Below are 25,809 nucleotides of genomic sequence, written 5' to 3'. Positions count from 1 at the left end.
TTAACCTTCTATTGCTTCTATTTTTACTTGAGTGTAAGGTTGACGATGACCTTTTTTCTTTCTGAAGTTCTTTTTTGCTTTGAACTTATAAACGATAACCTTCTTGTTTTTACCTTGAGCTTCAACTGTTGCTTTAACTTTTGCTCCTTCAACAACTGGTTTACCTACTTTAAGTTCGTCTCCATCAGAAATCATTAGGACCTTGTCAAATTCTACAGTATCTCCTTCAGATACATTAAGTTTTTCAACTCTGTAGCTTTTGCCAACCTCAACATTTAATTGTTTTCCACCTGTTTCAATTATTGCGTACATAGTGCACCTCCTCATATTAAGACTCGCCGACACAGGTGCCTTCGCTTTAAAACCTGAATCGTGCGGTTACACACTTGATTATTATATTTCAATTATCTTGAAATGTCAACAGTGATTGCAGATTTTGTGAATTCTAAAAGACCTAATTTTGTAATTCCATGAAATTTCATTTTTGGATACATCTTTAATCTTTCTTCAATAAAATTAAAAAGTAATTTTTCATCTTCCCAATTCATTGTAATGGCATCAACCACAATAATTCCATGTAGGTTTAAGACTTCAATAACTCGTAGGGTTTCGATAACCGCCTCTTTGTTAGTATTTAAGAAATTTTTATCTCCAATTCCATTTACATCTACAACTGTCATCGCCTTCGTCTTTTCAACTATGATATTTCCACCACTTGGTAAGGGCAGGATTCCTCTCTTAAAGTTCACCAAATCCTCTTCTATTTCACCATCAAATTTATATGAATAATTTTCATCAAACTTAATGTGGCTTTCATCCAAATACTTTTCTAAAAATTTATAAATCTCTCTATCGTTTACAAGGATATTTTCTTTATCTTCCAATATGGAAAAAAGATTTTTGTAGGATGTAAATAATTTTCGTGGTATAGGTAAAAAGTTTGATTCCTGTAAAATTTTTTCATTTACCTTTATAAGCCTTTCGTACTCTTTTAAAATTTTAGAAAAATTTACTCTATAGGCATTTGTCCTTAAATCTACACCTTCAATATTATTAACTTTTGTTTTTTCGATGAGGATTTTTCTTTCAACATCAGGTATTTTTTTCGACACATTTATCTTGTTTGAGTTTGGATAATACACAATGTAACGCCCAGGAATAGAGTAGTTCATAGTGTATTTATCCAATTTATCTTCTGTTGTCTTTTTATAAAGGCCTACTATCACAAAGTCTCCTAACTTTACATCTTTAGTAGTTTTATTTTCATCAAGAAGACCCTTGTTCTTGTCGTTTAGAGAAATTATATATCCATTGTAGTTTGGCATCTTTCTTTCCACTCTTGCAATAAAGATACCCTCTTTATTTGTGATTTTTAAAATATTTTGTAATTTGTTTTCATTTATGGCGCCAACTATTAGACCATCTTTTTGATTTTCTACAAAGTATTTTATCATTTGTTTTCCTTTGGAGAGGCTTCAAGACAAGCTCCCATAATCTCTCTTATCATCGGACTGATGTTCATACTTGTACCTGATTGTGTTACTACTGCAGCGATAACATACTCTGGGTTATCGTAAGGTGCAAATCCTATCATCCATCCATAGTCGCTATATGGCTTGTGGGTAACTGGATTTGTAAATCCAACTTCTGCAGTTCCCGACTTAACACCCATTTCAAATGGAAGTTTGCCTAAAACTCTACCTGTATGACCTTCATTAGCCGCCATATTGGCACCTTCTTTTATAACTTGTAGGGCTGAAAAGTCTTCGATTTCTATTTTCTTGCCAGTAGGACTGTTTTTGTAAATAACCCTACCACTAATTGGATCTTTTACCTCGTCTACAACTGAAACCTTGTTTTTCGTTCCTCCATTTGCAATAGTCGCCATGTATCTTGCCATTTGAATAGGACTGTAGGCATTTTGTCCCTGACCGATTACTACGTTCAAACTATCTCCCACAAGCCAATTTGATTGGTCAATATAGATATACTTTATCTGTGCTGGGAAATTTTGTTTTGAGTCACCTACAACTTTAACTGTATCAAATCCAAGTTCTTTAAGTCTTCTTACAATTTCAGTTTCAGATGGAACTTCTTTTTCGTCAATCCACTTTAGCATAGTTTGAATTTTTTCTTCTAATTCTTCTTTTTTTATATTGGATTCAACTAAATATTTTTTCGAATTTTCCTCTAAGAAACTTTTATATAAATTTCTATAGGTTGCCTTCTTTATATTCCTATCTGGTAGTGTTCCCATAGTTTCTTTAGGAATATTTATGTCTATTCCTGTCTTTTCTCCAAGTCCAAGTATCTTTGCATATTTTGCTACATCATCTACGCTTAGTTTATAAGGTCCATTTTCTTTAGAACCCTTATCCACTCCAAGGGCCAAGTTGTAGAAGTAGTAGTTACATGAGTCTCTAATGGCTTCTCTTGTACCTTCATTTCCATGGACTCCTCTGTTGAGTCCCCAAATTGCATCTTGGAATGTTCTTCCTCCAACTTCAATAAAACCTTGACATTTTATTGTGTAGTCTGGGTTAAGTCCCGTTTCAAGACCTGCAAGTGATGTGGCGAGTTTAAAGGTTGAACCAGGCTGTATAGCAGATTGAAGTGCCATATTTAAAAGTGGTCTTGGAGCAAGTAAATCTCTTTCGTCTTTAGGGAATAGATTTTTCCAATCAGAAGCAGATATTCCCGTTGAAAACATATTTAAGTTTATATCTGGTGCATTTGCAAGGGCAACAAGCTGCCCAGTCTTTGCATTTAATACTACAACTGAGCCTGAACTTGCATCTTTATATTGCCCTGTGGTATTTGAGTTTACAAAATTTACATCTCCCCATTTGGAGTTGAACACATTGTCTGTTTGAAGTGAATTTATAGTTTCTTTAAGTGCGTCCTCTGCAACTTTTTGAATGTTTTTGTCAAGTGATACATATACGTCATTTCCTGGTGTTGGTTTCGTCTCTCCTAAGACCTCTGTAACATTACCACGATTATCAACCTTCACTCTTCTACTTCCATTAACTCCCTTTAACTGACGCTCTTGGCTTTCCTCAATTCCATTTTTACCAATTAGTGATGCCAAGTTGTAATTTTCATCAGAAAGATATTCGTTTTTTTCAACTTCCGTAGAAATTTTTCCGATATATCCAATTGTATGAGATGCAAGGGAACCTTCAGGGTAATATCTTATAGGTTCAGAGTCGACAATTATTCCTGAACCCATTGGAAATCTCTCTTCAATTGAAGCAAATGTCACTTCCGATAGATTATATGTTAAGTCAAGGGGAACATATCTCAAATCTCCATGCTTATTTATGAGATCATAAAGTTTTAATATGTTGTATTGATCATATAGCTCATAGTCTTCAAGTTCATAGTATTCTATAATCTCTTTGTAAAGTTTTTTTATATTGTCTTTTTTTCTATCAAGCTTAAATCTTTCATACATATCATCAATATTTTTTTCATATGAATAGGTCCAATCCTTGACAGAAATTGATGGAATAATATTTTTATTTGTATTGATACTTTGCGCAATGTACTTAATATCTTCATTTGTTATAAATTCAGACATCAATTTGTTTTCATTGAGTAAAGATATCAACATGTCTTTTGCGTTTAATTCGTGTTTATCATCATCCCTATATTCCATATTAGCAACAGGGTGATTAGGATCTTGTTCATCTAAAACAACTTTCAGATTGTGTTTTATATTATTTTTATCCAGTAGTTCCAAGGCGTACTTTGCTGGAACTTTTATCTGTTCCTCCTCTTTTGAATTAATAGTTACATTTGAAATTAACTCATCTAAGGAAGATTTTTTTACAATGGCTACAAAGTCATCTTTTGCAGATGATTTCTCCGTAATTTCAGGATATTCCTTGGCAAGCTTCGACTTTGTTTCCCAAAGTGCCATTTCATCTTGAAATCCCATTGGTACAAGTTCCAAATTCTCTTCAAGGTTTGACTCCTCTAATTGTTCAAAGGCAAGCTTTCGTCCAACGGGATGATTAAGTATATTTCTAATAATACCTTCATCTTTATTAAGTACCCTACCTAAAAATTCGTAGACTGGCTCTCCCTCATAATAGGAATTTTCATTTAAGAACTTTGAGCCTTCAGGATTTACAAATTCTATCTTTCCATTTTTAGACATAATAGGTAAGTCAATGCCTTTATTTCTCATTGACTTTGAAATAGTATCTATAACTCTGTACTTATATCCCTTATGTTCTTCTTCTTTGTAGATTAAAGTTTTAAGAATATCATTGTCCTTTATAATCTCTATCATTTTTTCCATTGGACTGAGTTCTTCACTACTATATGACTTCTTGTCTTTATATTTTATTAGATTTAAGGAAAGTACATAATCGGGATTTACATTAGATCCATCAAGTTCCAAAAGTCTACTCAAGTCCCTCAAGTTTTTATTTCTTTCTTCTATATCATGTTCCAAAAATTCATTCTTTAATATACTGGCTGTAAAAACCGTTTTATTGGTCGCAAGAATTTCTCCATTTCTATCATAGATGTTTCCCCTTGGAGCTGCTATTTCAACGTCTCTTATTCTTGTGTTTTCAGACATATCTCTATAGTAATCGCCTTTTACTATGGTTAAATAAAATAGCTTTAGAAAAAGAACTATCATTAAAATCCATAGAATGACTTTCGTAATAAAAAATCTATCTTTTTTGTCAGTTCCATTCAAAAAATTTTTTAATATTTTTTTCATATTAACACCTATATTCTAAACTTTGGAAATTCAAAAAACCTTTGAAATAACAAAAATATTGGAAAATAGCATAGAGAGTTTAAGATAAGTTCTATTATCATAGGAAAGATTGAAAGTTTAAAACTAAAGGTGTCACCAATAATTCTTCCTATAACAATTGTCAATACAAAAGATGCCACAGTAGAAACAGCTGTAAGCAGAAAACCTGTTCTAATGTCATCTCTGTTAATTCCCATTTCTGAATATCCTATTAAAAAACCTATTACAAAGTATATTAAAGCCCTAACTCCAAGTACATTTCCAAATAATATATCTTCCAACAGCCCTATAACAAGGCCAGAAAAACCCCCTGTGTAGGCTCCAAAGCCCAATGATAGTGCAACCACTATGGGAATCGTAATATTTGGGTTAATTCCAAAAATATTTATTCTATTAAATAGCACCGTCTGTAATAATGTGTTTAATATTATCACTAAAAATATCTTGTATCTATTCATTTTCTTCTTCTCTCAAATTTTTCAAAACCAATACTCTGTAAATTTTATTAAAATTCACTGCAGACTCTATCTTTACTTCTTTTATCGTATTGGTATCATCTTTAAATATTTCTTTAACTTGTCCGATATAAATATCTGGAGGATATGTTCCACCAAGACCTGATGTGTACACTTTGTCTCCAACTGCAATATCCGCAGAGGTCTTGTACATAATACCCTTTAGATAGCCGTCTTCACTGCCCTTTATAACCCCAACAGCATCACTTCTTGAGGTCTTAAAAGAGGTTCCCTTGTTCGAACTTGCTATTGAAGAAACTTTTGCATAGTTATGTCCAACATCAGTAACAACTCCAAGAAGCCCTTCAACAATTGAAGAGTCCTCTCCTATAACCCCTTGCACTACAGGATCGTTTATTTGAATTTTGTCCTTTTTCCCTTTATCAATTGTAAATCTGTCATATAGATTTGATGAATCTACTCCCACGATAGAAGCTTTTACAAGTTGTTCATCTTTTTTAGATAATAAATCATACTCATCCTTTAGATATTTTTGATTATCTATAATCTTTTGCATATTTGCATTTTGATCTTTCAAGGTCAAGTTCTCTTTACTCAGCCTTTCATTTTCATCTCTCATTGCCCTTGAGCCAAAAATAAATTCAATTCCATCTATTACCTTTGATGAAGTAAAATAAAACACTTTAGAAATAGGAGTGGTTATTGAAGATAGAACATTTCCACCAAAATCTATGACCTTATTGTTTCCATTGCTTGTTCCTATTAAAGAAATCAAGAATAGACATACTACAATAAAAACAGTTAATTTTCTTTTTTTATTATTGTTTCTAAAATCTCTATACATCATTTTTTCTAAATATAAACCTCTTTCTTCCCTTTAAAAGAGTTAAGGCTTTGCCTATTCCAACTCCTGTCACCTTCATTGGATTTTCCACCACATATGCGTTTATCTCCAAGTTGTCCTTTATCGATTCCACAAGTCCAGAAAGCTCCGCCATTCCACCACATATCTTAACTCCGTCATATATAACCTCTCCCGATATTTCAGGTGGAGTTTTTTCAAGTACATCTCTGATACAGGTATGAACTTCATTTACAAGTGGTAAAACACAGTCCAATAAATCACTTGAAGTAATATTTGCTACCTTTGGCATGCCAGATACCAAATCCTTTCCACTTATTGTTGCTGATTTATCCTGTTCATGTATCTTTATACTAATTATATTATTTTTTAAATATTCTGCTGTACTATCTCCTATGACAAAGTTATACTTTTTCTTAATATACTTTTTAATATTTCTCTCAACATTGTCTCCACCATACTTTCTTGCGCTTGAAGAAACTACACCTGCAAGAGAAACCACAGACACTTGAATTGTTCCAGCACCTATATTTAGAATAAGATTTCCCTTTGGTTCGTTTATATCAATTCCCATTCCAATGGCAGATGCAATATTTTCATCAAGAAGTTTCACATCTCTACAACCAGCATAGATTACAACGTCTTCAACAGCCCTCTTTTCAATATCAGTTAGAAAAGAAGGAACTGTTACAACAGCCTTTGGTTGAAAAACTGAAAAAGCAGAGTTTGCTTTTTTAATAAAAAACTCAAGCATTGCCCTTGTTAGTTCAAAATCTGAAATCACTCCATTTTCAAGAGGTCTTACCGCCATGATGTTTTCTGGAGTCTTTCCAATCATATTTTTAGCTTCAACACCTACTGCAAGTACCTCGTAAGTCTTTAAGTCGATGGCAACTACAGAAGGTTCCTTAACCAAAATATTTCCGTTAATGTCGGTGATAATGGTATTTGAACTACCTAAATCTATTCCTATGTCCTTTGGAAAAAACTTTATAAATGTTGCCATAATTTACTCCTTAAAAATATGATTTTTCTTTAAAACTTAAATATTTTCCATCGCCAATTATAAGATGGTCTAAAACTTCAATCCCAAGAAGCTTACCAGCCTCCTCAAGCCTTAGAGTTAGTTTAATATCTTCATTGCTGGGTGTAATATCGCCACTTGGATGATTATGTAAAAGTATAATCGACTTAGCACTCTTTTTAATTGCAGGCTTAAAAACCTCTCTTGGATGAACTAATGAAGAACTTAAAGTTCCTATTGAAATCTCTTCAGCTGAAATAATTACATTTTTAGTATTAAGTAAAATAACATAAAAATATTCCCTCAGTTCTCCAGATAGTTTATGCATAAAAATTTTAGCTAAAGACTCTGGACTGTCAATTTTATAGTGATCTTTTGTCGACTGCCTGATGTTGAGTCTTTTCACAAGTTCTATCGCAGCTATAACAGTTGAACCCTTTGAAAGCTTTATCCCTTCAATCTTCATCAGTTCATCAAGAGTAATATCATTAAAATTATTTTGACTCTCTATCTCTTCAAGAACCTTTGACGCAAGTTCCAAAGCATTTAATTTCTTTGTCCCAGTGCCAAGTAAAATCGCCATAAGTTCCTGTTCAGAAAGAGCTTTTGCACCGTAGTCCCTCATCTTTTCTCTTGGTCTATCAAAAGTGGAAAACTCCTTCATCGTCTTCATCTTCTTAGTAGAATTGTCCCTTTTTAATCCTTCATTTTCACAGTCAAGATTTGTCTTACCCATATCCTTTTCTATGATTAAAATAGGTGTTTCCCTAATCCTATCATCTGACATTTATATCTCCTTTTTTAAGTCTTTCCAAAACAAATTTAGAAGTAATTCCAACTATATATCCAGTTACAACCCCCATTAAAGCCATTGCCGGAAGATATAACAAAATCTTCATATTGTTCAAAATAAAACTTGCAACAAGAAGTTGACCTAAATTGAAAAATAACGATCCTATTTCACTAATCCCTATTAAACTTAGCCACTTGCTTAAATATTTATAAGATAGGTACATGGATATCATTGCAAACATAGTTCCTGCAAGACTATATGGAAGTGCCCCAAGCCTTCCTGACACCAAAACCATTAATACAGATTTTGATACGGCAACAATAAATCCCTCTTTTAGTCCAAAAAGTAATAAAGTAACCAACAGAACTATATTAGAAAGACCAAGCTTTACTCCTGGCACTGGAATCGGTATGGGCATCATACTTTCAAAAAGGGATATTATTATTGCAAATGATATCAAAATTCCTAATTTTACAGTCTTTCTCAATAGTTAATACCATCCAATTCTTTTTCACTGTCGTCACTCTTTATCTCTACTACAACCTTATTTGGAATGCAGACTAAAACCTCGCCCACTCTGGAAATATATCCTTGGTGAACACATAATTTATCAGGACAGTCCGCTTCAATCATACGAACCTTATCGCCCTTTACCTCTATAATATTTAAACCCCCATCAGTATCGAGTTTGTATTTATAAGAATCATTTTTAGATGTAAAAGTAAGTCTTTTAAATTCAGCACCATTAACCTGTACCGAAATATATTTATCACTATCCTTACTGCCTGTCATATATATAATCACATAGGACAGTAAAGATATAATAACGATGGCTGAAATGAGTATTTTATCTCCCTTTGTCATGACCTAATCCTTCCATTTTCTCCATTAAGTGTATCATATTGAAGGGTATTTTTAAACTATAAGTTAAGAAGAGAACAAAGACAAAAGATGTTATAACTTTCATTCTGAGCGAAAAAATTTCGAAAGGAATTTTTGAGTCGATGAATCTCGTTTTTATCTTGATTAAGTCATAACCCCGTCTTGTCATGTTGAGCGAGCATGGCGAGTCTAAACATCTCGTTTTTTTCCACGACATGAGTGAATATGAAATAAACAAGAAAAAAACGACCCATTCGAGCCGTTATCTCCCAAAAAATTTTAATATCCTATCTTTAAATGACAGTTTTTCTTGTTCTTTTACTTTTTTTGGTTTTTCTATATTCTTTTTTTCCCTTAGTGTGGCAAGTTCCATCATCTTCTCTTGGGAGTTTATAAGCTCTTCTCCCTCACTTACAGGAATTTTTTCATAAATTCCATCTCTATTCATAACTCTTGCCTTTGTGTTATCCTTCCACTGTATGTCCATGTACTCTATTATTTTTTTCTTTATGTCTTCATCGTATATAGGAACAATTACTTCAACTCTTCTGTCTAAGTTTCTGGTCATAAGGTCTGCTGAACCAATGTAAATCTCTTCGTTATCACCAAAGATATAAACCCTTGGATGTTCAAGATAACGTCCTACGATGCTTCTGATTTCGATGTTGTCGGTATGGCCTGGAACTCTTGGTCTAAGACATGATATTCCTCTTATTATAAGTTTAACGTCAACATTGTTTTTTGAAGCCTCTTCAAGTTTTCTTATTATATCTTTATCGGTTAGTGAATTGAACTTGAAGAATAATTTACCCTTTTCTCCCTTTTGTATCTGTTCTTCTATTTTTTGTAAAAGTGTCACTTTTAATGAATATGGAGCTGCTAATATGTGGGTGTAATTATTATTTACATTCTCTAAATTTATATGGTTAAAAAAGTTATAGCAATCTTCCCCTATTTCTCTATTTGAAGTCATCAAAGATATATCTGAATATTGCTTAGAAGTGGACTCGTTATAGTTTCCTGTACCTATCTGACTGATGTACTTGATATTTCCACTTTTATCTTTATAGGTTATCAAGCAAACTTTTGAGTGAACTTTATAATCTTCTGTTCCATATAGTATTGTGCAGCCTTCGTCATATAAAATTTGTGAGTAGTTTATATTTGACTCTTCATCAAATCTTGCACGAAGTTCCATCATAACAGTAACATCTTTTCCATTTTCTCTTGCTTTTAAAAGATTTTTTACCACTTTTGAATGTTTCGCAAGTCTATATATAGTTATTTTTATTGAAATTACATCTGGATTTTCTGCGGCTTCTTCAAGTAGTCTTAAAAAACTTCCTATATCTTCATATGGATAGATTAGCAGTCTATCTTTTTCTTCAATTTGCTCAAACATAGATCTGTTCTCATCTATCATTTCTCCAATTTTTGGTGTGAATGAATTATAAAAGATACTTGGGTCACATTTTGTTTTTAAATTTGATTCAAGTTCAAATACATATCCCATTTTAAATGGAGAACTATGGGTGAAAAATTGATAGTCCTTTATATCGAGATGTTCTTTTAAAAAACTTTTAGTCTTTTCGTCTAATTCGCTATCTGTATTGACTCTGACTGCTTGAAGTCTTTTTCGTTTTTTTAAAAGTTTTTTCATTTGGATTTTATAGTCTTCAACCTCATCTTCCAAATGGTCTTCATAGTTAAGATCCATATTCCTATGAAGATTCATAATATAGACTTTCTTCACATTGTAATTTAAAAATATCTCGCTAACTTTTTCTTTTATAATAAGCTCTGTCCTAATCCATTTCTTGTCGCTTAATAAATAATAATCTGGTAGTGAATATGGTACTGGCAAAAGTCCTAAGCTGAATTTGTCTTTATAACTAAGTTCACAAATAATGTAAATACTTTTATTTTCTATAAATGGAAAAGGATGGAATTGGTCTATTATCTGTGGTGCCAATATGGGTTTTATCTGTTCCTCATAAATATTGTTTATATAAAGCTCTTGTTCCCCATTTAGCTCGTCAAATCTATAGGACTTTATACCATATTTTTCAAGTTCTGCCATTACATGGTAATAAATCTCATCATTTTCTTTTAATAAATAATTTGTATCTTCATAGATTAAATTAAGTTGCTCCTGTGGAGTCATTCCAGTCTTGTTGTCTTTAGGAGGATTTTTAAGTAGCGTCAGGTCATTAAGGGAACCTACACGAACATTATAGAACTCATCTAAATTGCTATTGAAGATACTTATAAACTTCAACTTCTCATAAAGAGGATTATTGTCATCTAACGCCTCTCTAAGTACTCTTTGATTAAATCCAAGCCAGGATATTTCCCTATTTTTAGAATAAGCATATATTCCTTTTTTATCTTTTGAGAAGTCATCTCCATTATTTAAAGTCATTTTAGTCTCCTTATTTTAAAACCGTTGCCAAATATCCTTCTCTTGCTCCCTTTTTACTAATATAAAGTGTTTTTATATTTAAATAGTTCAACAGCTCTTTTAGAATAATCATCCCTGGAGTGATGGTGTGAATTCTTGCAGGGTTAACTTGTAACACTTTCCTTAAGACACTTTTCTTTTGTTCAATTATCTTATTATATAGTGATTCAAGAAGTTCTATTTCAAGTTCCATGGAGCTTGGCAGTTCGTAAACTTCCATACAAACATTTCCACAAACTCTTATTGTGCCTCCTAAACCGTAGGCGACAAGATTTTTTATCTTTGGTATAGAGGATTTCTTCAATAATTTCTTAATCTCTTTTTCCATCTTCTTCGCTTCATTATGATTTGGAATTATCTTGTTACAGTAATTCTTTTGAAGTGATAGTGAACCTATTGGAAGGGAGTTTGAATATTTTATTTCTCCATTTTCCATAAGTGTAACTTCAGTCGATCCACCACCAATATCTATGATGTAGCCATTTGTTATATCATAGTCCTCTTTTACTCCAAGATATCCAAGATTTGCTTCCCTCTCACCTGAAACAAGATCAATATCCATTCCCACTTTCTGACTTATATATTCCAAAACCTCTTCGGAGTTTTTTATATTTCTTATGGATGCTGTTGCAAATGGATATACCTTTTCTATACCAAATGTTTCGCAAAGTTTTTTTAATTTAAGTAATATTTCTACAATTTTATCTGCACCTTTTTTTGTTAAGTAACCTTTGTTAACGTATGATGCAATACCTGCTACATATTTTTTATTTGCTAACGAAATTATATTTTTATCTTCATCTACTAAATATAGATTTAGTCTTATGGTATTTGACCCTATATCTATTATTCCGTACTTCATAGCTCACCTCTTTATAAAATATACCCCTTATGTTAAGTTTTTATTTACTAATTATTAATTTTATGTAAAATAAAAAGGGACTTTCGTCCCCTTAGCTTATAAATAATATCTCTTTATTAAATTTAAATCGTCATCAAGTTCCAACACCATTGGGTGTCCCGTAGGAATTTCAAGACCCATTATCTCATCATCGGAAATTTTTTCAATATGTTTTACTAATGCTCTAAGTGAGTTTCCGTGAGCCGCAATTAGTACTTGCTTGTCGTCAAGTAACTTTGGTGCTATTTCGTCTTCCCAATAAGGTATAACTCTCTCAAGTGTAACTTTTAAATTTTCTCCAAATGGGACTGTGCCCTTTGGAAGGTCATGGTATTTTCTATCTTTTCCTTGATAACCTTCATCACTTTCTTCAAGTAGTGGAGGCAGTGTATCATATGATCTTCTCCAAATATGCACTTGTTCATCTCCATATTTTTCTGCAGTTTCTGCTTTGTTAAGTCCTTGTAGTGCACCATAATGTCTTTCGTTAAGTCTCCATGATTTTTCAACAGGAACCCAAAGTTGATCTATCTCTTCAAGGATTATGTTACATGTTTTTATTGCTCTCTTTAATACTGAAGTGTATGCTAAATCAAATTCAAAGCCAGCTTCTTTTAAAAGCTCTCCGGATTTTTTAGCTTCTTCATATCCTTTTTCTGATAAATCTACATCAACCCAGCCTGTAAATCTATTTTGTAAATTCCATTCGCTTTGCCCATGTCTTACCAATACTAATTTTTTCATTTAGACACCTCTTTTTACTTAATAAATGTAACTAACTAAATAATATCATAAAAAAAGGGGTATTACACCCCTTTTATCTATCTTGGATTATATCCTTAACCTTCATAAGTCTGGTTATGGTTGCCCTTTCATTTTCATCAAGCTTTGATCTGATGTATTTAATAGTTTCCTGTAAATCAGGAATTGTTCTATATTCAAGGGCGTTAACTCTTCTTCTTGTCTTTTCAAGTTCATCTGCCATAAGTTGACACGCTTTTTCAACTTCTGCAAGTTCTAACAATTTATCCATTACTCTATTGAGACCATCAATGGCACTGTCAAGTTCTGCAGAAGTTTGAGCATAACCATATGGATAGATGCCAGTAGAGTTTTCAGACTCGCTCTTTTTAAATTCCATTACGGGAATATTTACGGACATAATATTTTTTTCTTCTATCTCAACTCCAATACTTTGTTTTGGAAATGAAACAGCCTCTTCCAAAAACTCAGGACTCATTATAGCTGAAGCAAGTAAAAAATCTCCAAAGGATTTGTTTAATTCTTTCTCTACATCTTCCCTAAGTTGCTTGTTTTTTCTGATGAGGCCGATAAACTGACGCATAAGTTCATCTTGTTTATCCTTTAGAAGTTTATGTCCCCTTGTAGATGTTTCAAGTCTGGCCTTTAACTCTGACAATTTCATTCTTGTAGGGTTAACATTTAGTCTTGCCATCTAATCATCCCCTTGAGCATCCAAGTATTTATCTAAATATTCATCTCTAATTCTCTTAAGTTCTGTTCTTGGTATTATTCTTAATAGCTTCCATCCAAGATCAAGTGTCTCTGTGATGGTTCTGTTGTTGTAATAACCTTGATTTACATATTCTTTTTCAAACTCTTCCGCAAATTTAGCAAAAGCCTTATCTGCATTTGATAGGGCAGTTTCACCAAGTATAACTGCAAGGTCTCTCGCTTCTCTACCAGAAGCATAGCCTGCATAAATTTGGTTCATTGTGTCTGCGTGGTCTTCTCTTGTCTTTTCCTTTCCAATACCCTTGTCCTTTAAACGTGATAGTGAAGGGATTACAAATATTGGTGGTTCAATACCAGATTTGTATAAATCTCTTGATAAGATGATTTGTCCCTCAGTAATATATCCTGTAAGGTCAGGGATTGGGTGAGTGATATCTTCTTCTGGCATTGTAAGAATAGGAATTTGAGTTATAGAACCCTTTCTTCCTTTAATTCTTCCAGCTCTTTCATATATTGTTGAAAGGTCTGTATATAGATATCCAGGATAACCTCTTCTACCAGGAACTTCCTTTCTCGCTGCAGATACTTCACGAAGTGCTTCTGCATAGTTAGTCATGTCTGTAAGGATAACTAAAACGTGCATATCCTTTTCAAAGGCCAAATACTCTGCACAAGTAAGTGCCATCTTTGGTGTTGCAAGTCTTTCAATTGCAGGGTCATTTGCAAGGTTTATAAATAGAACTGCTCTATCAATTGCGCCTGTTTCTGTAAAGTCATCAATAAAGAATTGAGCTTCTTCAAATGTTATACCCATGGCAGCAAATACTACGGCGAATTTATCCTTTCCACCAAGTACCTTTGCCTGTCTTGCGATTTGTGCAGCAACGTTATTATGCGGAAGACCTGAGGCAGAGAATATAGGTAGCTTTTGTCCTCTAACAAGAGTGTTAAGTCCATCTATTGTTGAGATACCTGTTTGGATAAACTCAGATGGATAGTCCCTTGCAACAGGATTGATTGGAGTACCATTTATATCAATAGACTTTTCTGGAATTAATTTTGGACCATTGTCCATAGGATTTCCAAGCCCATCGAAAACTCTACCAATCATATCTTCTGAAACGCCTAATTCAAGAGGTTTCCCTAAAAATCTTACTGTTGTTTCCTTTAGGTTTATTCCTGCAGAACCTTCGAAGATTTGAACCATGGCTTGGTCTCCAGTTATTTCTATAACACGACCTCTCCTCTTTTCTCCATTTTGAAGTTCAATATCTACAAGTTCTTCAAACTTAGCTCCTTCAACCCCTTCAACTGCCATTAGAGGTCCTACAACTTCAGAAACCGATTTGTATTCTTTAAGCATTTATAGTCCCTCCTTCAGCTACAAGTTTAGAAAATTCTTCTTCCATTTCCTTTTTAATTTCTTCAAATTTATTTAATTCATCTTCATGAATGTTCTTCGCTCTTGCGATTTTTTCTCTTACATCCATTGTTTCAACTTCTGACATATAAGCACCTTTATCAAGAGCTTCAAGTCCTAAGTCGTAGAATTCAAGAACAAGATCAAGCATCTTATATTGTTTCTTTAATGAACAATATGTGTCTATTTCATGAAAGGCATTTTGTTGTAAAAAGTCTTCTCTGATAGACTTTGTTACTTCAAGTTTTAGTTGATCTGTTTCAGAAAGTGAATCTCTACCAACAAGTCTTACAATTTCCAAAAGTCCAGATTCTTCTTGTAGTAGTGCCATTGCCTTCATTCTAAGTTTTGAGAACTCAGAATCGATGTTTTCGTCTAAATATTTATCAACTTTTGGTTGATAAAGTGAATATGAATTTAACCAGTTAATTGCAGGGAAGTGTCTCTTGTATGAAAGTGCATAGTCAAGTCCCCAGAACACCTTTACAATTCTAAGTGTCGCTTGTGAAACTGGTTCTGAAATATCTCCTCCTGGAGGTGATACGGCACCGATTACTGTAAGGGCTCCAACTCTTTCATCTTCACCTTTACAAATAACTTTACCAGCTCTTTCATAGTAGTCTGCAATTCTTGATGCCAAGTATGCAGGATATCCTTCATCACCAGGCATTTCTTCAAGTCTACCGGACATTTCACGAAGTGCTTCCGCCCATCTTGATGTTGAGTCCGCCATCATCGCTACAGAATATCCCATATCTCTAAAGTATTCAGAAATTGTTATACCTGTATAAATTGACGCTTCTCTTGCTGCTACCGGCATATTTGAAGTGTTTGCAATAAGAACGGTTCTCTTCATTAGTGATTCGCCAGTCTTTGGGTCAATGATTTCAGGGAATTCACCAAGTACGTCGGTCATCTCGTTTCCACGTTCTCCACAACCTACATATACAACTATTTCAGCATCTGCCCATTTAGCAAGCTGATGTTGTACTACTGTCTTACCTGAACCGAAAGGTCCTGGTATTGCTGCAGCTCCACCTTTTGTAACTGGGAAGAAAGTATCTATAACCCTTTGTCCTGTTACAAGAGGTTCTGTAGGGTCAAGCTTCTTAACATATGGACGACCTGTTCTTACTGGCCACTTTTGCATCATAGTAAGTTCTTTGTCACCATTTTCAGTTTCAACTACACAAACTACATCTGCAACAGTAAAAGAACCTGATTTTATATCTTTAACTGTTCCTTCAACACCCACCGGAACCATTATCTTATGTTTTACAATTGGAGTTTCGTCTACAGTACCTATTACAAATCCTGATGAAACTTTATCTCCAGCTTTCACAGTTGGAACAAAATCCCACTTCTTTTCTCTGTCCAACGCCTTAACAGACACCCCTCTAACAAGGAAGTCTCCTGCTGCGTCTTGTAATGCTTGAAGAGGTCTTTGAATACCATCAAACATCTGTTCAATAAGTCCAGGACCCAATTCTATTGACAAAGGTGAACCTGTTGTCACAACCTTATCCCCAGGGCCTATTCCTGTAGTCTCCTCATATACTTGAATAGAGGCCTTGTCGCCTCTCATCTCGATGATTTCTCCGATGAGCTTATCTTCTGAAACTTCAACAACGTCATAAACATTGGCATTATCCATACCTTCGGCAACAACTAAAGGTCCGGATACTTTAATTATTTTTCCTTCTTTCAATATAAGCTCTCCTTTATAAAATATTAGATCCAACGGCTTTTTCAACATTTTTATTAATTCTGTCCATACCAATTCCTAAGGATCCTTGGTTAGATGGAATCAATATAACCGCCGGCACAACTTCGTTATTATATCTTTCAATAGTTTCTGGTATCAAATTGGCAAGTTGTTCTGTTATAAATATAATTCCATAATTTTCCTTTGCCAGCTTGTCCACGATTCTTCTCGTTTCGTCAGCTTCAAATGTTGTAAAAACATTCACTCCCAAAGCTCTGAAACCTAAGACCGAATCTCTATCTCCTACTACGGCTACTTTATGCATATGTCTCACGTAACCTTTCTTTTATGAAATTCTTTGGCAGATTATTAAGCTTAGACACAAGTAATATTCTAAGATTTTTAATCTCGTTTTCCTTTGCCATAAGATAGGCAAATGGAACTTCAGGTCCATAGTTTATCTTCTTCGCTTCTTTAGTAAGACTAACTATATAATCATCCATACTCTTTTCAAAAGCGGACAGGCTCTGTGTATTGTTATATTCTTTGATGCTATCTCTTAGGTAGTAGTAAATTCTTGCAGATTTAATAAATGTACTGCTTTCATCTATTTTATTAAATAGATTTTCTTTGAATTTTTCTACCCCTATTGTACCACCAGGAATAATAATCTTTTCTAAAAATTGCAAGTCCACCTTTTGTCTTTGAACTCTTAAAAGCGTTCTGACATTTGTAAAGTCTATCAAGTCTTCAGCATATTGAATTAAAAGCTCAGAATCAATTTCCTTTGCAAGTTGTTTCAAGTTTTCAAAATATGCCACATCAACATATATATCTATGTTTTGAGGATCACTTTCCTCAAGATAGTCATCATAAACTCTATTTACAACTTTTGAATATCTCGTGTCTATCTTAGCTCTATCTCCTGATTCGAAGTCCTTTCTAAGTTCTTCGTAATCAAAGCTTCCAACGTCAATAAACATACGAGTGTAGTCAATGCCGCTAATCTTTTCTTTCAACATGACCTTTAAATTGTGATATTCATATTTCATAGTTAAAAATTTTATTACTTTTGATTTGTTTAGCATTTTGTTATATTTAATATAAATATCTTGAAGGGCTTCTTTTAAAGCAACTTCGTAATCTTCAGGTCTGTCTATTTTTGCAAAGTACTCATGGTAAGAAGTGTCATTTAAAAGTCTTATAGCACTTTCCAAATTTTCAGCTTCTGCCATCCTGTCAAAGAAGTTTTCATTAAGAAGGTCTTTTTCATAAACTCTTGTAGTTACTGAAGATTGGATAAAATCTTGTCTATCCATAATACCTCCTATCCTTCAAATAAGTTTTGAACAATAAAGCTTTCTAAATCCTGTCTTTTAGAATCCACAATCTTTGAAAAGTCATTGTTTATAATTGACTTGCCATCATAAAATTTGAATCCACTTTCTACAAATTTTTCAGATAACTTATATGGAAGTCCCAATTTATTAAAGGCATCTACCATGTTTTCTTGTACTGAAATTGTAGCTTCATCTGATATGTTAGAATCTTTTAAAGCATTCTTTAAAATTGATATATATGTTTCTTCATCAATATTTTGTAATCCTGCTTTAGTTTTTTCTATAACTCTATCAACCACTTTTTGTTTAGCAGAAAGCTCTTCGTCTCTTGCTCTAAGGGTTGCGGAATTTATGATTTTTTCTATAAGATTTTGTGATTCTGTCTCAGCTTTTTGAATTATAGCTGATTTTTCATTTTTTGCTTCGACAATAATTTTTTCTATCTCTTTATCTTTCTTTTCTTCAGCTTCTTGAATAATTTGGTCAGACTCAGACTTTGCATCTTTTAAAATTTGATTTAATATATTATCTAAATTTGACATCTAATCACATCCTTTAGCTCAAGAACTATATTCTTGTTAGCATTAAGAATGAGAATGCGAAACCTAATATTGCGTATAACTCAACCATTACCGCATAAACTATACCTTTAACTTGTTGTTCTTCATTCTTTGCAAGAATATTCATACCAGCTACCGCTACTCTACCTTGTGCTTGTGCTGAAACTAATCCTCCAATTCCTACAGGTAGTGAAGCTGCAACATAGTATAAACCATGTTCTAATGGAATACCTGCTTCAATCTTGAAAAGAATTAAAAGTCCAATTACGAATCCGTATAATCCTTGTGTACCTGGTAAAAGTTGGATAACAAGTGACTTACCAAATTTTTCTGGTTCCTCTATAACAATTCCTGCAGCGGCTTCCCCTGCTATTCCAACACCTTTCGCGGATCCTGCACCTGATAAGAATACTGCTAAAGCAGCTCCTAATGCGGTAAATATAAGTCCTCCGTTTTCAATAAAAAACTCCTTCATTCTATTCCTCCTATTTGTTTTCGTTTTTTTCTAAATCAAAATATTTTGGTTTATTTATTAAACCTTTAAAGGCTTTTCCTCCGCCTTCATAGAATTTGTTAAACATCTCTACATATATAAGTCTTGCTGAATGCACATAAGCGCTTAGATATGATAAGAATAAGTTAAATAGTTGGAAGACAACAAATATTATAACTCCTCCAATTATTCCGACGATTCCTCCACCGAAAAGCATCTTTACAATTATGTTAATTGCAAGTGCAATAAATCCTCCTGCAAGTCCAAGGGCCATAAGTCTTAAGTATGATACAAAGTCTCCTATATATCCAGTAAGTCCATAGACTTCATTTAGTCCAACAGCAAGTCGTACTCCCCAGTTTTTAGAAGCTCTTCCAGCTGTTAAAAATATTCCTATTATTCCAGCTATCATAACCCACTTTGAAATATTTTTTACAGTTGGGGAAAGATTTAGTGGACCTGATGCAGCAAATAAAATTATGCTTATAAGCACTACATATAAAAATCCTACATCAAAGATTGCTCCTTTTAAATCCTTATCTCTAATCATCATATATGCCTTTATTCCAAGTGCGAAGAATATATGAATTCCTCCAAGTATAAGTGATATGGCTATTATGAGCATGGAATCTTCAGTTTGGTCAAGTAGAGGTTTATATGGCAAAGCTATTCCAAAGAATGAGCCATATATAAGTCCCCAAAGCATTGTCGGAATGCTTAGCAACATAAAGAACTTGACATTTCTTCTAAAGTCTTTTCTTAAGTTAAAGAACTTAAGTCCTACTATACATAGAATAAATAATAGTAGACCATATCCAAAGTCACCTACCATCATTCCTGCAAAGAATGCATAGAATGGTGCAAATAGAGGTGTTGGATCGACTTCATTATACTTTGGAAGAGAATACATCTCTGTAAGACCTTGGAATGCTCCTGTAAACTTGCCATTTTCAAGAATAATTGGCACGTTTGGATCGTCTTTTTTTGCATCTTCAACTTCCAAAGAATATCTGTCACCCAAGATTTGTCTTAATTTATCCTCAAACTCATTTAAAAGTCTTGTAGGCACATAACCTTGTATTAAATTAATCTTTTTACTTGTCTTGAAGTTCTCAGGAACCTCTTCTCTAAGTCTTTGGTTTTCAACGTATTCATAATAAACCTTTAAGTCTTCGAGTTTATCGATCTCACCTTTTAGAACTTCCTCTTCTTTTTTTATTTCATTTTCTTTTTCCTGTACTACCTTTGATAACTCAGAAATCTCTTCTTTTACAATATTATTTGTAGCTATTGTAACCGGAGTAAATCCATGTCTTCTCAAAACTTCCATATCTCGTCTTTTATTTTCTTTAAGACCTGCAAAGATTACATAGTAAACATCTTTTTCTTGAGACATTTCATCAAGAGAAACATCTTCAAAAGAACTAAGCTCTGTTCTAAGTTCCTCTATGGATTTATTGGGTACTAATCCAGTTTGTATAAAGCTTCTTTTAATATTGTAAAGATCTTTCACAGGAATATTTAAACCATCCCAATGTTTTAAATCTTCAATTTTCTGTTTAGAATTTTGAATCTCCTGTTTTGCATCATCAATAATCTTTTGAGAATTTTGTAATTTGGTATAAATAGGTTTGAATTCAAAACCACTACCTTTTTTAATTATTTCATCATAGGAATAATTTTGAACTCCTTCTTTCATTGCTTTAAGCTTAGATTTTTTTTCTTCATATTTTGAAAGAAGTTCTATAGCCCAACTAACTCTTTGTGATTCCTCCTGTGCCTTAAGAAGTTCAGCATCAGGAACTACCCTTTTCAAAAGATTATCTTCTGCTACCTCTTCAACCTCCTGAACTTTTTCGTCATTCAGATTGTTGAAATGAACATACTCAAATTCTTGCAATTCTTTAAGAAGTCGACTTCTATCATAATCAAAGGCAAGTAAGTTAAACTTACTCATCTTAAGCATTGACATATTCTGATACAACCCTCTCTACAATTGAATTTGCAACACTTTGGATTTTTGAGTCCTCCATGCTTTGTATTTTCTTAATCTTTTCTTGGGAGGCTTCCAAAATGGGAGCTTCTTTCTTTTCGCCCTCTTTTTGAGCCTTTTCTAACATTTCCCTTCTTGCTTCTTTTCCTTCTCTTATAATACTGTCATACTTTTCCTTTCCTACGGTTTTGATTTGCTCCAAAATCTCATCTGCTTTTGTCTTGGCATCTTTAACCATTTCATCAGCCTTAGATTCTGTTTCGCTAATCTTTTCAACCATATTTGAAGTCATACATTCACCTCCCCTATATATTAGATAACGATTTCACAATATACATATTTTTTGGTTTAGTTAGGCAATAGCCATTTTTATTGTTGGGGCTTTAAAGTGCTAAACTAAACCATAAATTAATATTAGCATATTATAAAATTTTAATCAATAAATATTAGTCTATTTAGTACCGAATAATCTATCTCCGGCATCTCCTAATCCAGGTAGGATATATCCATGTTCATTTAATTTTTCATCAAGTCCAGCAATGTAAATATGCACATCTGGATGAAGTTCGTGAATAGCCTTAACTCCTTCTGGTGCTGCAATTATATTTACAAGTTTGATACTCTTTGCACCTTTATTTTTTAAATATTGAATCGCTGCTGATGCTGAGCCACCTGTTGCAAGCATTGGGTCAAGTACAAGAACTGTTCTCTCTGAAATATCTGTAGGTAACTTACAGTAATATTCTACAGGTTCTAAAGTTTCAGGATCTCTATAAAGACCTATATGTCCAACCTTAGCTGCAGGAATAATACTAAGCATTCCGTCAACCATACCAAGACCTGCTCTAAGCACAGGAACAAGGGCGACTTTTTTCCCTGAAAGCACTTTCCCCTTTGTCTTAACTAAAGGAGTTTCAACTTCAATTTCTTCCATAGAAAAATCTCTTGTTACTTCATATGCCATTAGCATAGAAATTTCAGAAACCAAGTCTCTAAATTGTTTTGATCCGGTATTTACATCTCTAAGTATTGATAGCTTATGTGTTATGACCGGATGTTCAAATATTGTTACATTATCCATATCCTTACCTCCTACTTATAATAATATAATAACACTAAATAAGGTCTTTTGTAAAAGGTTAAATAATTTTTACATTTCCGCCACAGGACTTCTTGAGTCTATTCATGATTCCTATTCCTAAATTTTTCTCTTCAACCCCTTCACAAATAATGTGAGTTATATTTTCATCATCACATTGTCGTAATATTCGAAAAATTAAAGATGCCATTTGAAGAAGATTATCTCTATTTCCAAGAGAATAAAATTTATAAAAGGAATCTGCTAAATCACTATTATCTTCAAAAGTAACGAGAGCTACCTTCTCACCTTTTAATTCAACAGCTTTCTCTGTAAAAAAATCTCTCACCTTATATCTATTACCCAATATTACCTCCATAAAACCTTTTGGAGCATAATGTTTATACTTTTGTCCAGGGGATTTTGGAATCTCTCCTTCTTTTAATATAGATTTATCATATTCAACAGATCCAAAATAAATTTCCAAGTCCTCTTTAGAATAAAATCCAGGTCTTAAAATTAAATTAGGTTCACAAGTACAATCAAGTACCGTAGATTCTATTCCCACATTACAAGCTCCCCCATCGACAATTAATGGAATTTTATCTTTCATATCTTCATACACGTCTATTGCTGTAGTTGGAGAAGGTCTACCAGAAAGATTAGCAGAAGGTGCTGCAATTGGAACTTTAGATTCTCTTATAATATTTCTTGTAATTTCTTTCTTGGGCATTCTTATGGCAACAGTATCTCCACCACAAGTAACAGTTTTTGGAATAATATCTGATTTTTTTAAAATAATCGTAAGAGGTCCTGGCCAGTAATATTCCAGAGCTTTTCGAACTTTCTCAGGAACCTCTTCCACAAGCCTATAAAGCTCATAAATTTCTGATATATGAAGAATTAAAGGATTATCTGAGGGTCTATTCTTTGCCTCAAAAATTTTTTTACACGCTTCATCGCTTAATCCATTTCCACCAAGTCCATACACCGTTTCTGTAGGTATGGCAACAAGTTCATTTTGCGTTATACATTTTACAGCCTCTTCGACCACATTTTTTTCATTTTCATTAATTATTTTTGTCTTCATCTACACTCACCGGATCCATATGAATTACAATTTGTATTCCTGTCTCTTTTAAAATCTCCTTTTCTAAATCATCTGCAATCTCATGAACTTCCTTAAAAATTAAATCGCTTGGAAACTCTACATGAATAGAGCCAACAATCTTACCCCCACCATAATCATGTAATTCCAAATCATGAGCTCCCTTTACATGCTTTCCACTTTTTACTATATACATAATCTTTTCTTGAACATCTTTAGGTATAGCTTTGCCTAAAATATAAAATGTCGAGTGCTTAAGTATTTCAATACCAGACTTAAATATGATAATAGAAACAAAGAGCCCAGCATATCCGTCTATATTTTTATCAAATAAAATAAATATACATATCGAAAGGAGTATTCCAATTGACGATATTACATCATTCACAGCGTCCTCTGCCACACCTATCATTCCAAGAGAATTTATTTTTTTCCCTACAACTCTGTTGTAGATATATAAAAAAACTTTTATAAAAAGAGAAACAAACAACAAAAGCACAGATAAAAAAGAAGTATTAAGCTCCTGTGGTTCAATTATTTTTTCCACAGAGGATTTAAATAACATTCCTCCAGTTATAAGTATGAGTATGGAGACCAAAAAAGATGCAACATATTCATACCTGCCATGTCCAAAAGGATGTTCTTCATCAGCAGGCTTTCCCGCCAAGTATCCTCCTGCAATCGTAACAATTGAAGAAAGAGAATCTATTAAGTTGTTAAAGGCATCAGATATAACGGCAATCGAATTTGCAAATAGTCCTACTGTAAGTTTTATCCCAAAAAGTATTAGGTTTAAAATTACACCAATATAACCAGATTTCTTTATATATCTGTTTCTAATCTTAGGATCTTCCAAATTGTCCTTAGAACTGATAAAAATATTTTCTAAACTTTTCATACATTCCCCACTAATTCTTAATATATCTATTATAACACGAAAAAATTGTTGAAGGCTTTTAAAAAATATGATAATATAGTTAAGTAATTGACCTGCCGGAGTGGCGGAATTGGCAGACGCGCGGGACTCAAAATCCCGTGGTGGCAACATCGTGCGGGTTCGACCCCCGCCTCCGGCACCAAAGAGTATTTTATTATTGTTGTTACAATATAAAATACTCTTTTTTATTTTGACTCTATTTTAGTATATCAATTTTTTAATATCTATATCTTTATTTTTTCAGTTTACACCCGAACGTTTGTTTGTTAAAATGTCTTTAGGTGGTACTATGGATGTTTTGGAAAAATTAAAAATATTAACTGATGCAGCAAAATATGATGTGTCCTGTTCGTCAAGTGGATCAAATAGAAAAAACAAAGGAGGTCTTGGCGAGGGGGCAAGTTCCGGAATATGTCACAGTTGGTCTGAGGACGGAAGATGTATTTCTCTTTTAAAAATTTTACTTACAAATAAGTGTATCTACTCCTGTGAATACTGTGTTAATCGAAAGGAAAACAATACCCCTCGTGCAGAGTTTACTCCTCAAGAAGTTTGCGACTTGGTTATCAATTTTTATAAAAGAAATTATATTGAGGGACTATTCTTGTCCAGCGGTGTAGTAAAAAGCCCCGATGACACAATGCTAAAACTTATTGAAGTGGCAGACCTATTGCGAAACAAAGAAAATTTTAATGGTTATATTCATATGAAGGCAATCCCCGGTGCTTCTGATGAACTTGTACAAAAGCTTGGATCTCTTGTTGACAGGATGAGTATAAATATTGAACTTCCAACTGAGAAGGCTCTTAATCTATTGGCTCCTCAAAAGAAATACGAAAGTATTATTAGACCAATGAACTTTGCAAAAAATTCGATTCTTGAATATAAGGAAAATAAGAAAAAATATAAAAGAACTCCCCTCTTTCTTCCCGCTGGTCAATCGACTCAGATGATCGTTGGTGCAAATAGAGAAGATGACTTCACAATTATCAACAAGGCTTCGTCACTTTATAAAGATTTTAGTTTGAAAAGAGTTTTTTACTCTGGATATGTTCCCGTTGTAAATTCCGTATTCACTCAAGGAATAAAAAAAGTTCCCATGCTTCGTGAACACAGGCTTTATCAAGCAGACTGGCTTATGCGGTTCTATGGCTTTAGCCCAAGAGAAATTGTTAAGGAGGACAATCCATTCCTCGATTTGACAATGGATCCTAAATGTAGTTGGGCTGTGGAAAACTTAGACATCTTTCCGATAGAAATTAACAAGGCAAGTTATGAAGAACTGATACGTGTTCCTGGCTTTGGAAAAGTTTATGCAATGAGAATAATAAACGCAAGAAAATTTTCTAACCTCACCTTTGATGACCTACGTACCCTTAAAATTTCTCTAAAGAGGGCAATCAATTTTATTACTGTTGGTGGAAAATTCATGGGCGTAAGATTTAGTTCTAAGGAAAATTTGAAAAATATTATCAGGAGGCAAGATGGAACTGATGTAACTCAGCTTTCCTTATTTTAAT

General features: G+C 33.3%; 25 protein-coding genes, 1 tRNA gene and 1 other annotated feature. Of the genes, 2 read left to right on the top strand and 24 right to left on the bottom strand.

Annotated features, from left to right (window positions below; genetic code table 11):
• The 24 genes from rplU to BN2746_RS02420 form a co-directional block, all read right to left on the bottom strand.
• Positions 1–312, bottom strand: a complete 312-nt coding sequence (gene rplU, locus BN2746_RS02535; protein ID WP_055078276.1) for a 50S ribosomal protein L21 — start codon at positions 310–312, stop codon at positions 1–3.
• Positions 313–321: 9 nt separating this feature from the next.
• Positions 322–390: a sequence feature (ribosomal protein L21 leader region), on the bottom strand.
• Positions 391–404: 14 nt separating this feature from the next.
• Positions 405–1,454 carry a ribonuclease E/G gene (locus BN2746_RS02530; RefSeq protein ID WP_055078275.1) on the bottom strand — a complete coding sequence of 350 codons (1,050 nt, stop codon included), beginning with the start codon at positions 1,452–1,454 and terminating at the stop codon, positions 405–407.
• Positions 1,451–4,741, bottom strand: a complete 3,291-nt coding sequence (locus BN2746_RS02525) for a penicillin-binding transpeptidase domain-containing protein (protein ID WP_055078274.1) — start codon at positions 4,739–4,741, stop codon at positions 1,451–1,453. Before BN2746_RS02525 ends, BN2746_RS02530 begins: the two co-directional genes overlap by 4 nt.
• Positions 4,742–4,749: 8 nt before the next feature.
• Positions 4,750–5,238 (bottom strand): rod shape-determining protein MreD, encoded by a 489-nt coding sequence (gene mreD / locus BN2746_RS02520; protein ID WP_055078273.1) that lies wholly within the window; start codon positions 5,236–5,238, stop codon positions 4,750–4,752.
• Positions 5,231–6,100 (bottom strand): rod shape-determining protein MreC, encoded by an 870-nt coding sequence (gene mreC, locus BN2746_RS02515; RefSeq protein ID WP_077064918.1) that lies wholly within the window; start codon positions 6,098–6,100, stop codon positions 5,231–5,233. Before mreC ends, mreD begins: the two co-directional genes overlap by 8 nt.
• Positions 6,093–7,124: a rod shape-determining protein gene (gene mreB, locus BN2746_RS02510; RefSeq protein ID WP_055078271.1), complete on the bottom strand. Its 1,032-nt coding sequence runs from the start codon at positions 7,122–7,124 to the stop codon at positions 6,093–6,095. Before mreB ends, mreC begins: the two co-directional genes overlap by 8 nt.
• Positions 7,125–7,134: 10 nt before the next feature.
• On the bottom strand, positions 7,135–7,929 hold the full coding sequence (radC, locus tag BN2746_RS02505; RefSeq protein ID WP_231718309.1) for a RadC family protein: 795 nt from the start codon (positions 7,927–7,929) through the stop codon (positions 7,135–7,137).
• Positions 7,919–8,422 carry a Gx transporter family protein gene (locus BN2746_RS02500; protein WP_055078270.1) on the bottom strand — a complete coding sequence of 168 codons (504 nt, stop codon included), beginning with the start codon at positions 8,420–8,422 and terminating at the stop codon, positions 7,919–7,921. Before BN2746_RS02500 ends, radC begins: the two co-directional genes overlap by 11 nt.
• Complete coding sequence (locus BN2746_RS02495; protein ID WP_055078269.1) at positions 8,419–8,799, bottom strand: NusG domain II-containing protein; 381 nt, start codon at positions 8,797–8,799, stop codon at positions 8,419–8,421. Before BN2746_RS02495 ends, BN2746_RS02500 begins: the two co-directional genes overlap by 4 nt.
• 280 nt (positions 8,800–9,079) lie before the next feature.
• The gene (ppk1, locus tag BN2746_RS02490; RefSeq protein ID WP_055078268.1) at positions 9,080–11,239 is read right to left on the bottom strand and encodes a polyphosphate kinase 1; all 2,160 of its coding nucleotides are present in this window, start codon (positions 11,237–11,239) and stop codon (positions 9,080–9,082) included.
• A gap of 10 nt (positions 11,240–11,249) precedes the next feature.
• Positions 11,250–12,140, bottom strand: coding sequence for a Ppx/GppA phosphatase family protein (locus BN2746_RS02485; protein WP_055078267.1), 891 nt, complete (start codon positions 12,138–12,140; stop codon positions 11,250–11,252).
• 96 nt (positions 12,141–12,236) lie between these two features.
• The gene (gene gpmA, locus BN2746_RS02480) at positions 12,237–12,923 is read right to left on the bottom strand and encodes a 2,3-diphosphoglycerate-dependent phosphoglycerate mutase (RefSeq protein WP_055078266.1); all 687 of its coding nucleotides are present in this window, start codon (positions 12,921–12,923) and stop codon (positions 12,237–12,239) included.
• A 73-nt stretch (positions 12,924–12,996) separates the two neighbouring features.
• On the bottom strand, positions 12,997–13,635 hold the full coding sequence (locus tag BN2746_RS02475) for a V-type ATP synthase subunit D (protein WP_055078265.1): 639 nt from the start codon (positions 13,633–13,635) through the stop codon (positions 12,997–12,999).
• On the bottom strand, positions 13,636–15,018 hold the full coding sequence (locus tag BN2746_RS02470) for a V-type ATP synthase subunit B (protein ID WP_055078264.1): 1,383 nt from the start codon (positions 15,016–15,018) through the stop codon (positions 13,636–13,638).
• Positions 15,011–16,783, bottom strand: coding sequence for a V-type ATP synthase subunit A (locus tag BN2746_RS02465; protein ID WP_055078263.1), 1,773 nt, complete (start codon positions 16,781–16,783; stop codon positions 15,011–15,013). Before BN2746_RS02465 ends, BN2746_RS02470 begins: the two co-directional genes overlap by 8 nt.
• A gap of 13 nt (positions 16,784–16,796) precedes the next feature.
• Positions 16,797–17,105: a V-type ATP synthase subunit F gene (locus BN2746_RS02460; protein WP_055078262.1), complete on the bottom strand. Its 309-nt coding sequence runs from the start codon at positions 17,103–17,105 to the stop codon at positions 16,797–16,799.
• Positions 17,098–18,099 (bottom strand): V-type ATP synthase subunit C, encoded by a 1,002-nt coding sequence (locus BN2746_RS02455; protein ID WP_055078261.1) that lies wholly within the window; start codon positions 18,097–18,099, stop codon positions 17,098–17,100. The genes BN2746_RS02460 and BN2746_RS02455 overlap by 8 nt, the downstream gene beginning before the upstream one ends.
• 8 nt (positions 18,100–18,107) lie before the next feature.
• Positions 18,108–18,662: a V-type ATP synthase subunit E gene (locus tag BN2746_RS02450; protein WP_055078260.1), complete on the bottom strand. Its 555-nt coding sequence runs from the start codon at positions 18,660–18,662 to the stop codon at positions 18,108–18,110.
• A 25-nt stretch (positions 18,663–18,687) separates the two neighbouring features.
• Complete coding sequence (locus tag BN2746_RS02445) at positions 18,688–19,155, bottom strand: V-type ATP synthase subunit K (RefSeq protein ID WP_055078259.1); 468 nt, start codon at positions 19,153–19,155, stop codon at positions 18,688–18,690.
• 10 nt (positions 19,156–19,165) lie between these two features.
• Entirely contained in the window at positions 19,166–21,145 is a 1,980-nt protein-coding gene (locus BN2746_RS02440; protein WP_055078258.1) for a V-type ATP synthase subunit I, read from the bottom strand.
• Positions 21,132–21,458: a hypothetical protein gene (locus BN2746_RS02435; RefSeq protein ID WP_055078257.1), complete on the bottom strand. Its 327-nt coding sequence runs from the start codon at positions 21,456–21,458 to the stop codon at positions 21,132–21,134. Before BN2746_RS02435 ends, BN2746_RS02440 begins: the two co-directional genes overlap by 14 nt.
• A gap of 159 nt (positions 21,459–21,617) precedes the next feature.
• Complete coding sequence (gene upp, locus BN2746_RS02430; RefSeq protein ID WP_055078256.1) at positions 21,618–22,247, bottom strand: uracil phosphoribosyltransferase; 630 nt, start codon at positions 22,245–22,247, stop codon at positions 21,618–21,620.
• Between the two features lie 58 nt (positions 22,248–22,305).
• Positions 22,306–23,334: an L-threonylcarbamoyladenylate synthase gene (locus tag BN2746_RS02425; RefSeq protein ID WP_055078255.1), complete on the bottom strand. Its 1,029-nt coding sequence runs from the start codon at positions 23,332–23,334 to the stop codon at positions 22,306–22,308.
• A complete protein-coding gene (locus tag BN2746_RS02420) occupies positions 23,315–24,250 on the bottom strand; it encodes a cation diffusion facilitator family transporter (protein ID WP_055078254.1) in 936 nt (311 codons plus the stop codon). The genes BN2746_RS02425 and BN2746_RS02420 overlap by 20 nt, the downstream gene beginning before the upstream one ends.
• 94 nt (positions 24,251–24,344) lie before the next feature.
• Between BN2746_RS02420 and BN2746_RS02415 the strand changes: the two genes are divergently transcribed.
• Together BN2746_RS02415 and BN2746_RS02410 are read left to right on the top strand one after the other, a co-directional pair.
• A tRNA-Leu gene (locus BN2746_RS02415) sits at positions 24,345–24,431 on the top strand.
• Positions 24,432–24,578: 147 nt separating this feature from the next.
• A complete protein-coding gene (locus BN2746_RS02410; protein ID WP_055078253.1) occupies positions 24,579–25,808 on the top strand; it encodes a putative DNA modification/repair radical SAM protein in 1,230 nt (409 codons plus the stop codon).
• Position 25,809 lies beyond the last annotated feature (1 nt).

Origin of the sequence: Lagierella massiliensis (assembly GCF_001407835.1) — a bacterium.
GTDB lineage: Bacteria > Bacillota > Clostridia > Tissierellales > Peptoniphilaceae > Mediannikoviicoccus > Mediannikoviicoccus massiliensis.
Note: the sequence above shows the minus strand (reverse complement) of the source record. Positions and strands in the feature narration are given on the sequence as shown.

Bases quoted from the DNA above. Each gene is read 5' to 3' on its own strand.
- mreC (WP_077064918.1), bottom strand. From the start codon at position 6,100: ATGTATAGAGATTTTAGAAACAATAATAAAAAAAGAAAATTAACTGTT.
- BN2746_RS02460 (WP_055078262.1), bottom strand. From the start codon at position 17,105: ATGCATAAAGTAGCCGTAGTAGGAGATAGAGATTCGGTCTTAGGTTTC.
- mreB (WP_055078271.1), bottom strand. From the start codon at position 7,124: ATGGCAACATTTATAAAGTTTTTTCCAAAGGACATAGGAATAGATTTA.
- BN2746_RS02450 (WP_055078260.1), bottom strand. From the start codon at position 18,662: ATGTCAAATTTAGATAATATATTAAATCAAATTTTAAAAGATGCAAAG.
- rplU (WP_055078276.1), bottom strand. From the start codon at position 312: ATGTACGCAATAATTGAAACAGGTGGAAAACAATTAAATGTTGAGGTT.
- BN2746_RS02410 (WP_055078253.1), top strand. From the start codon at position 24,579: ATGGATGTTTTGGAAAAATTAAAAATATTAACTGATGCAGCAAAATAT.
- BN2746_RS02525 (WP_055078274.1), bottom strand. From the start codon at position 4,741: ATGAAAAAAATATTAAAAAATTTTTTGAATGGAACTGACAAAAAAGAT.
- BN2746_RS02435 (WP_055078257.1), bottom strand. From the start codon at position 21,458: ATGACTTCAAATATGGTTGAAAAGATTAGCGAAACAGAATCTAAGGCT.
- mreD (WP_055078273.1), bottom strand. From the start codon at position 5,238: ATGAATAGATACAAGATATTTTTAGTGATAATATTAAACACATTATTA.
- BN2746_RS02440 (WP_055078258.1), bottom strand. From the start codon at position 21,145: ATGTCAATGCTTAAGATGAGTAAGTTTAACTTACTTGCCTTTGATTAT.
- BN2746_RS02470 (WP_055078264.1), bottom strand. From the start codon at position 15,018: ATGCTTAAAGAATACAAATCGGTTTCTGAAGTTGTAGGACCTCTAATG.
- BN2746_RS02485 (WP_055078267.1), bottom strand. From the start codon at position 12,140: ATGAAGTACGGAATAATAGATATAGGGTCAAATACCATAAGACTAAAT.
- BN2746_RS02495 (WP_055078269.1), bottom strand. From the start codon at position 8,799: ATGACAAAGGGAGATAAAATACTCATTTCAGCCATCGTTATTATATCT.
- radC (WP_231718309.1), bottom strand. From the start codon at position 7,929: ATGTCAGATGATAGGATTAGGGAAACACCTATTTTAATCATAGAAAAG.
- BN2746_RS02475 (WP_055078265.1), bottom strand. From the start codon at position 13,635: ATGGCAAGACTAAATGTTAACCCTACAAGAATGAAATTGTCAGAGTTA.
- BN2746_RS02530 (WP_055078275.1), bottom strand. From the start codon at position 1,454: ATGATAAAATACTTTGTAGAAAATCAAAAAGATGGTCTAATAGTTGGC.
- BN2746_RS02420 (WP_055078254.1), bottom strand. From the start codon at position 24,250: ATGAAAAGTTTAGAAAATATTTTTATCAGTTCTAAGGACAATTTGGAA.
- upp (WP_055078256.1), bottom strand. From the start codon at position 22,247: ATGGATAATGTAACAATATTTGAACATCCGGTCATAACACATAAGCTA.
- ppk1 (WP_055078268.1), bottom strand. From the start codon at position 11,239: ATGACTTTAAATAATGGAGATGACTTCTCAAAAGATAAAAAAGGAATA.
- BN2746_RS02455 (WP_055078261.1), bottom strand. From the start codon at position 18,099: ATGGATAGACAAGATTTTATCCAATCTTCAGTAACTACAAGAGTTTAT.
- BN2746_RS02445 (WP_055078259.1), bottom strand. From the start codon at position 19,155: ATGAAGGAGTTTTTTATTGAAAACGGAGGACTTATATTTACCGCATTA.
- BN2746_RS02425 (WP_055078255.1), bottom strand. From the start codon at position 23,334: ATGAAGACAAAAATAATTAATGAAAATGAAAAAAATGTGGTCGAAGAG.
- gpmA (WP_055078266.1), bottom strand. From the start codon at position 12,923: ATGAAAAAATTAGTATTGGTAAGACATGGGCAAAGCGAATGGAATTTA.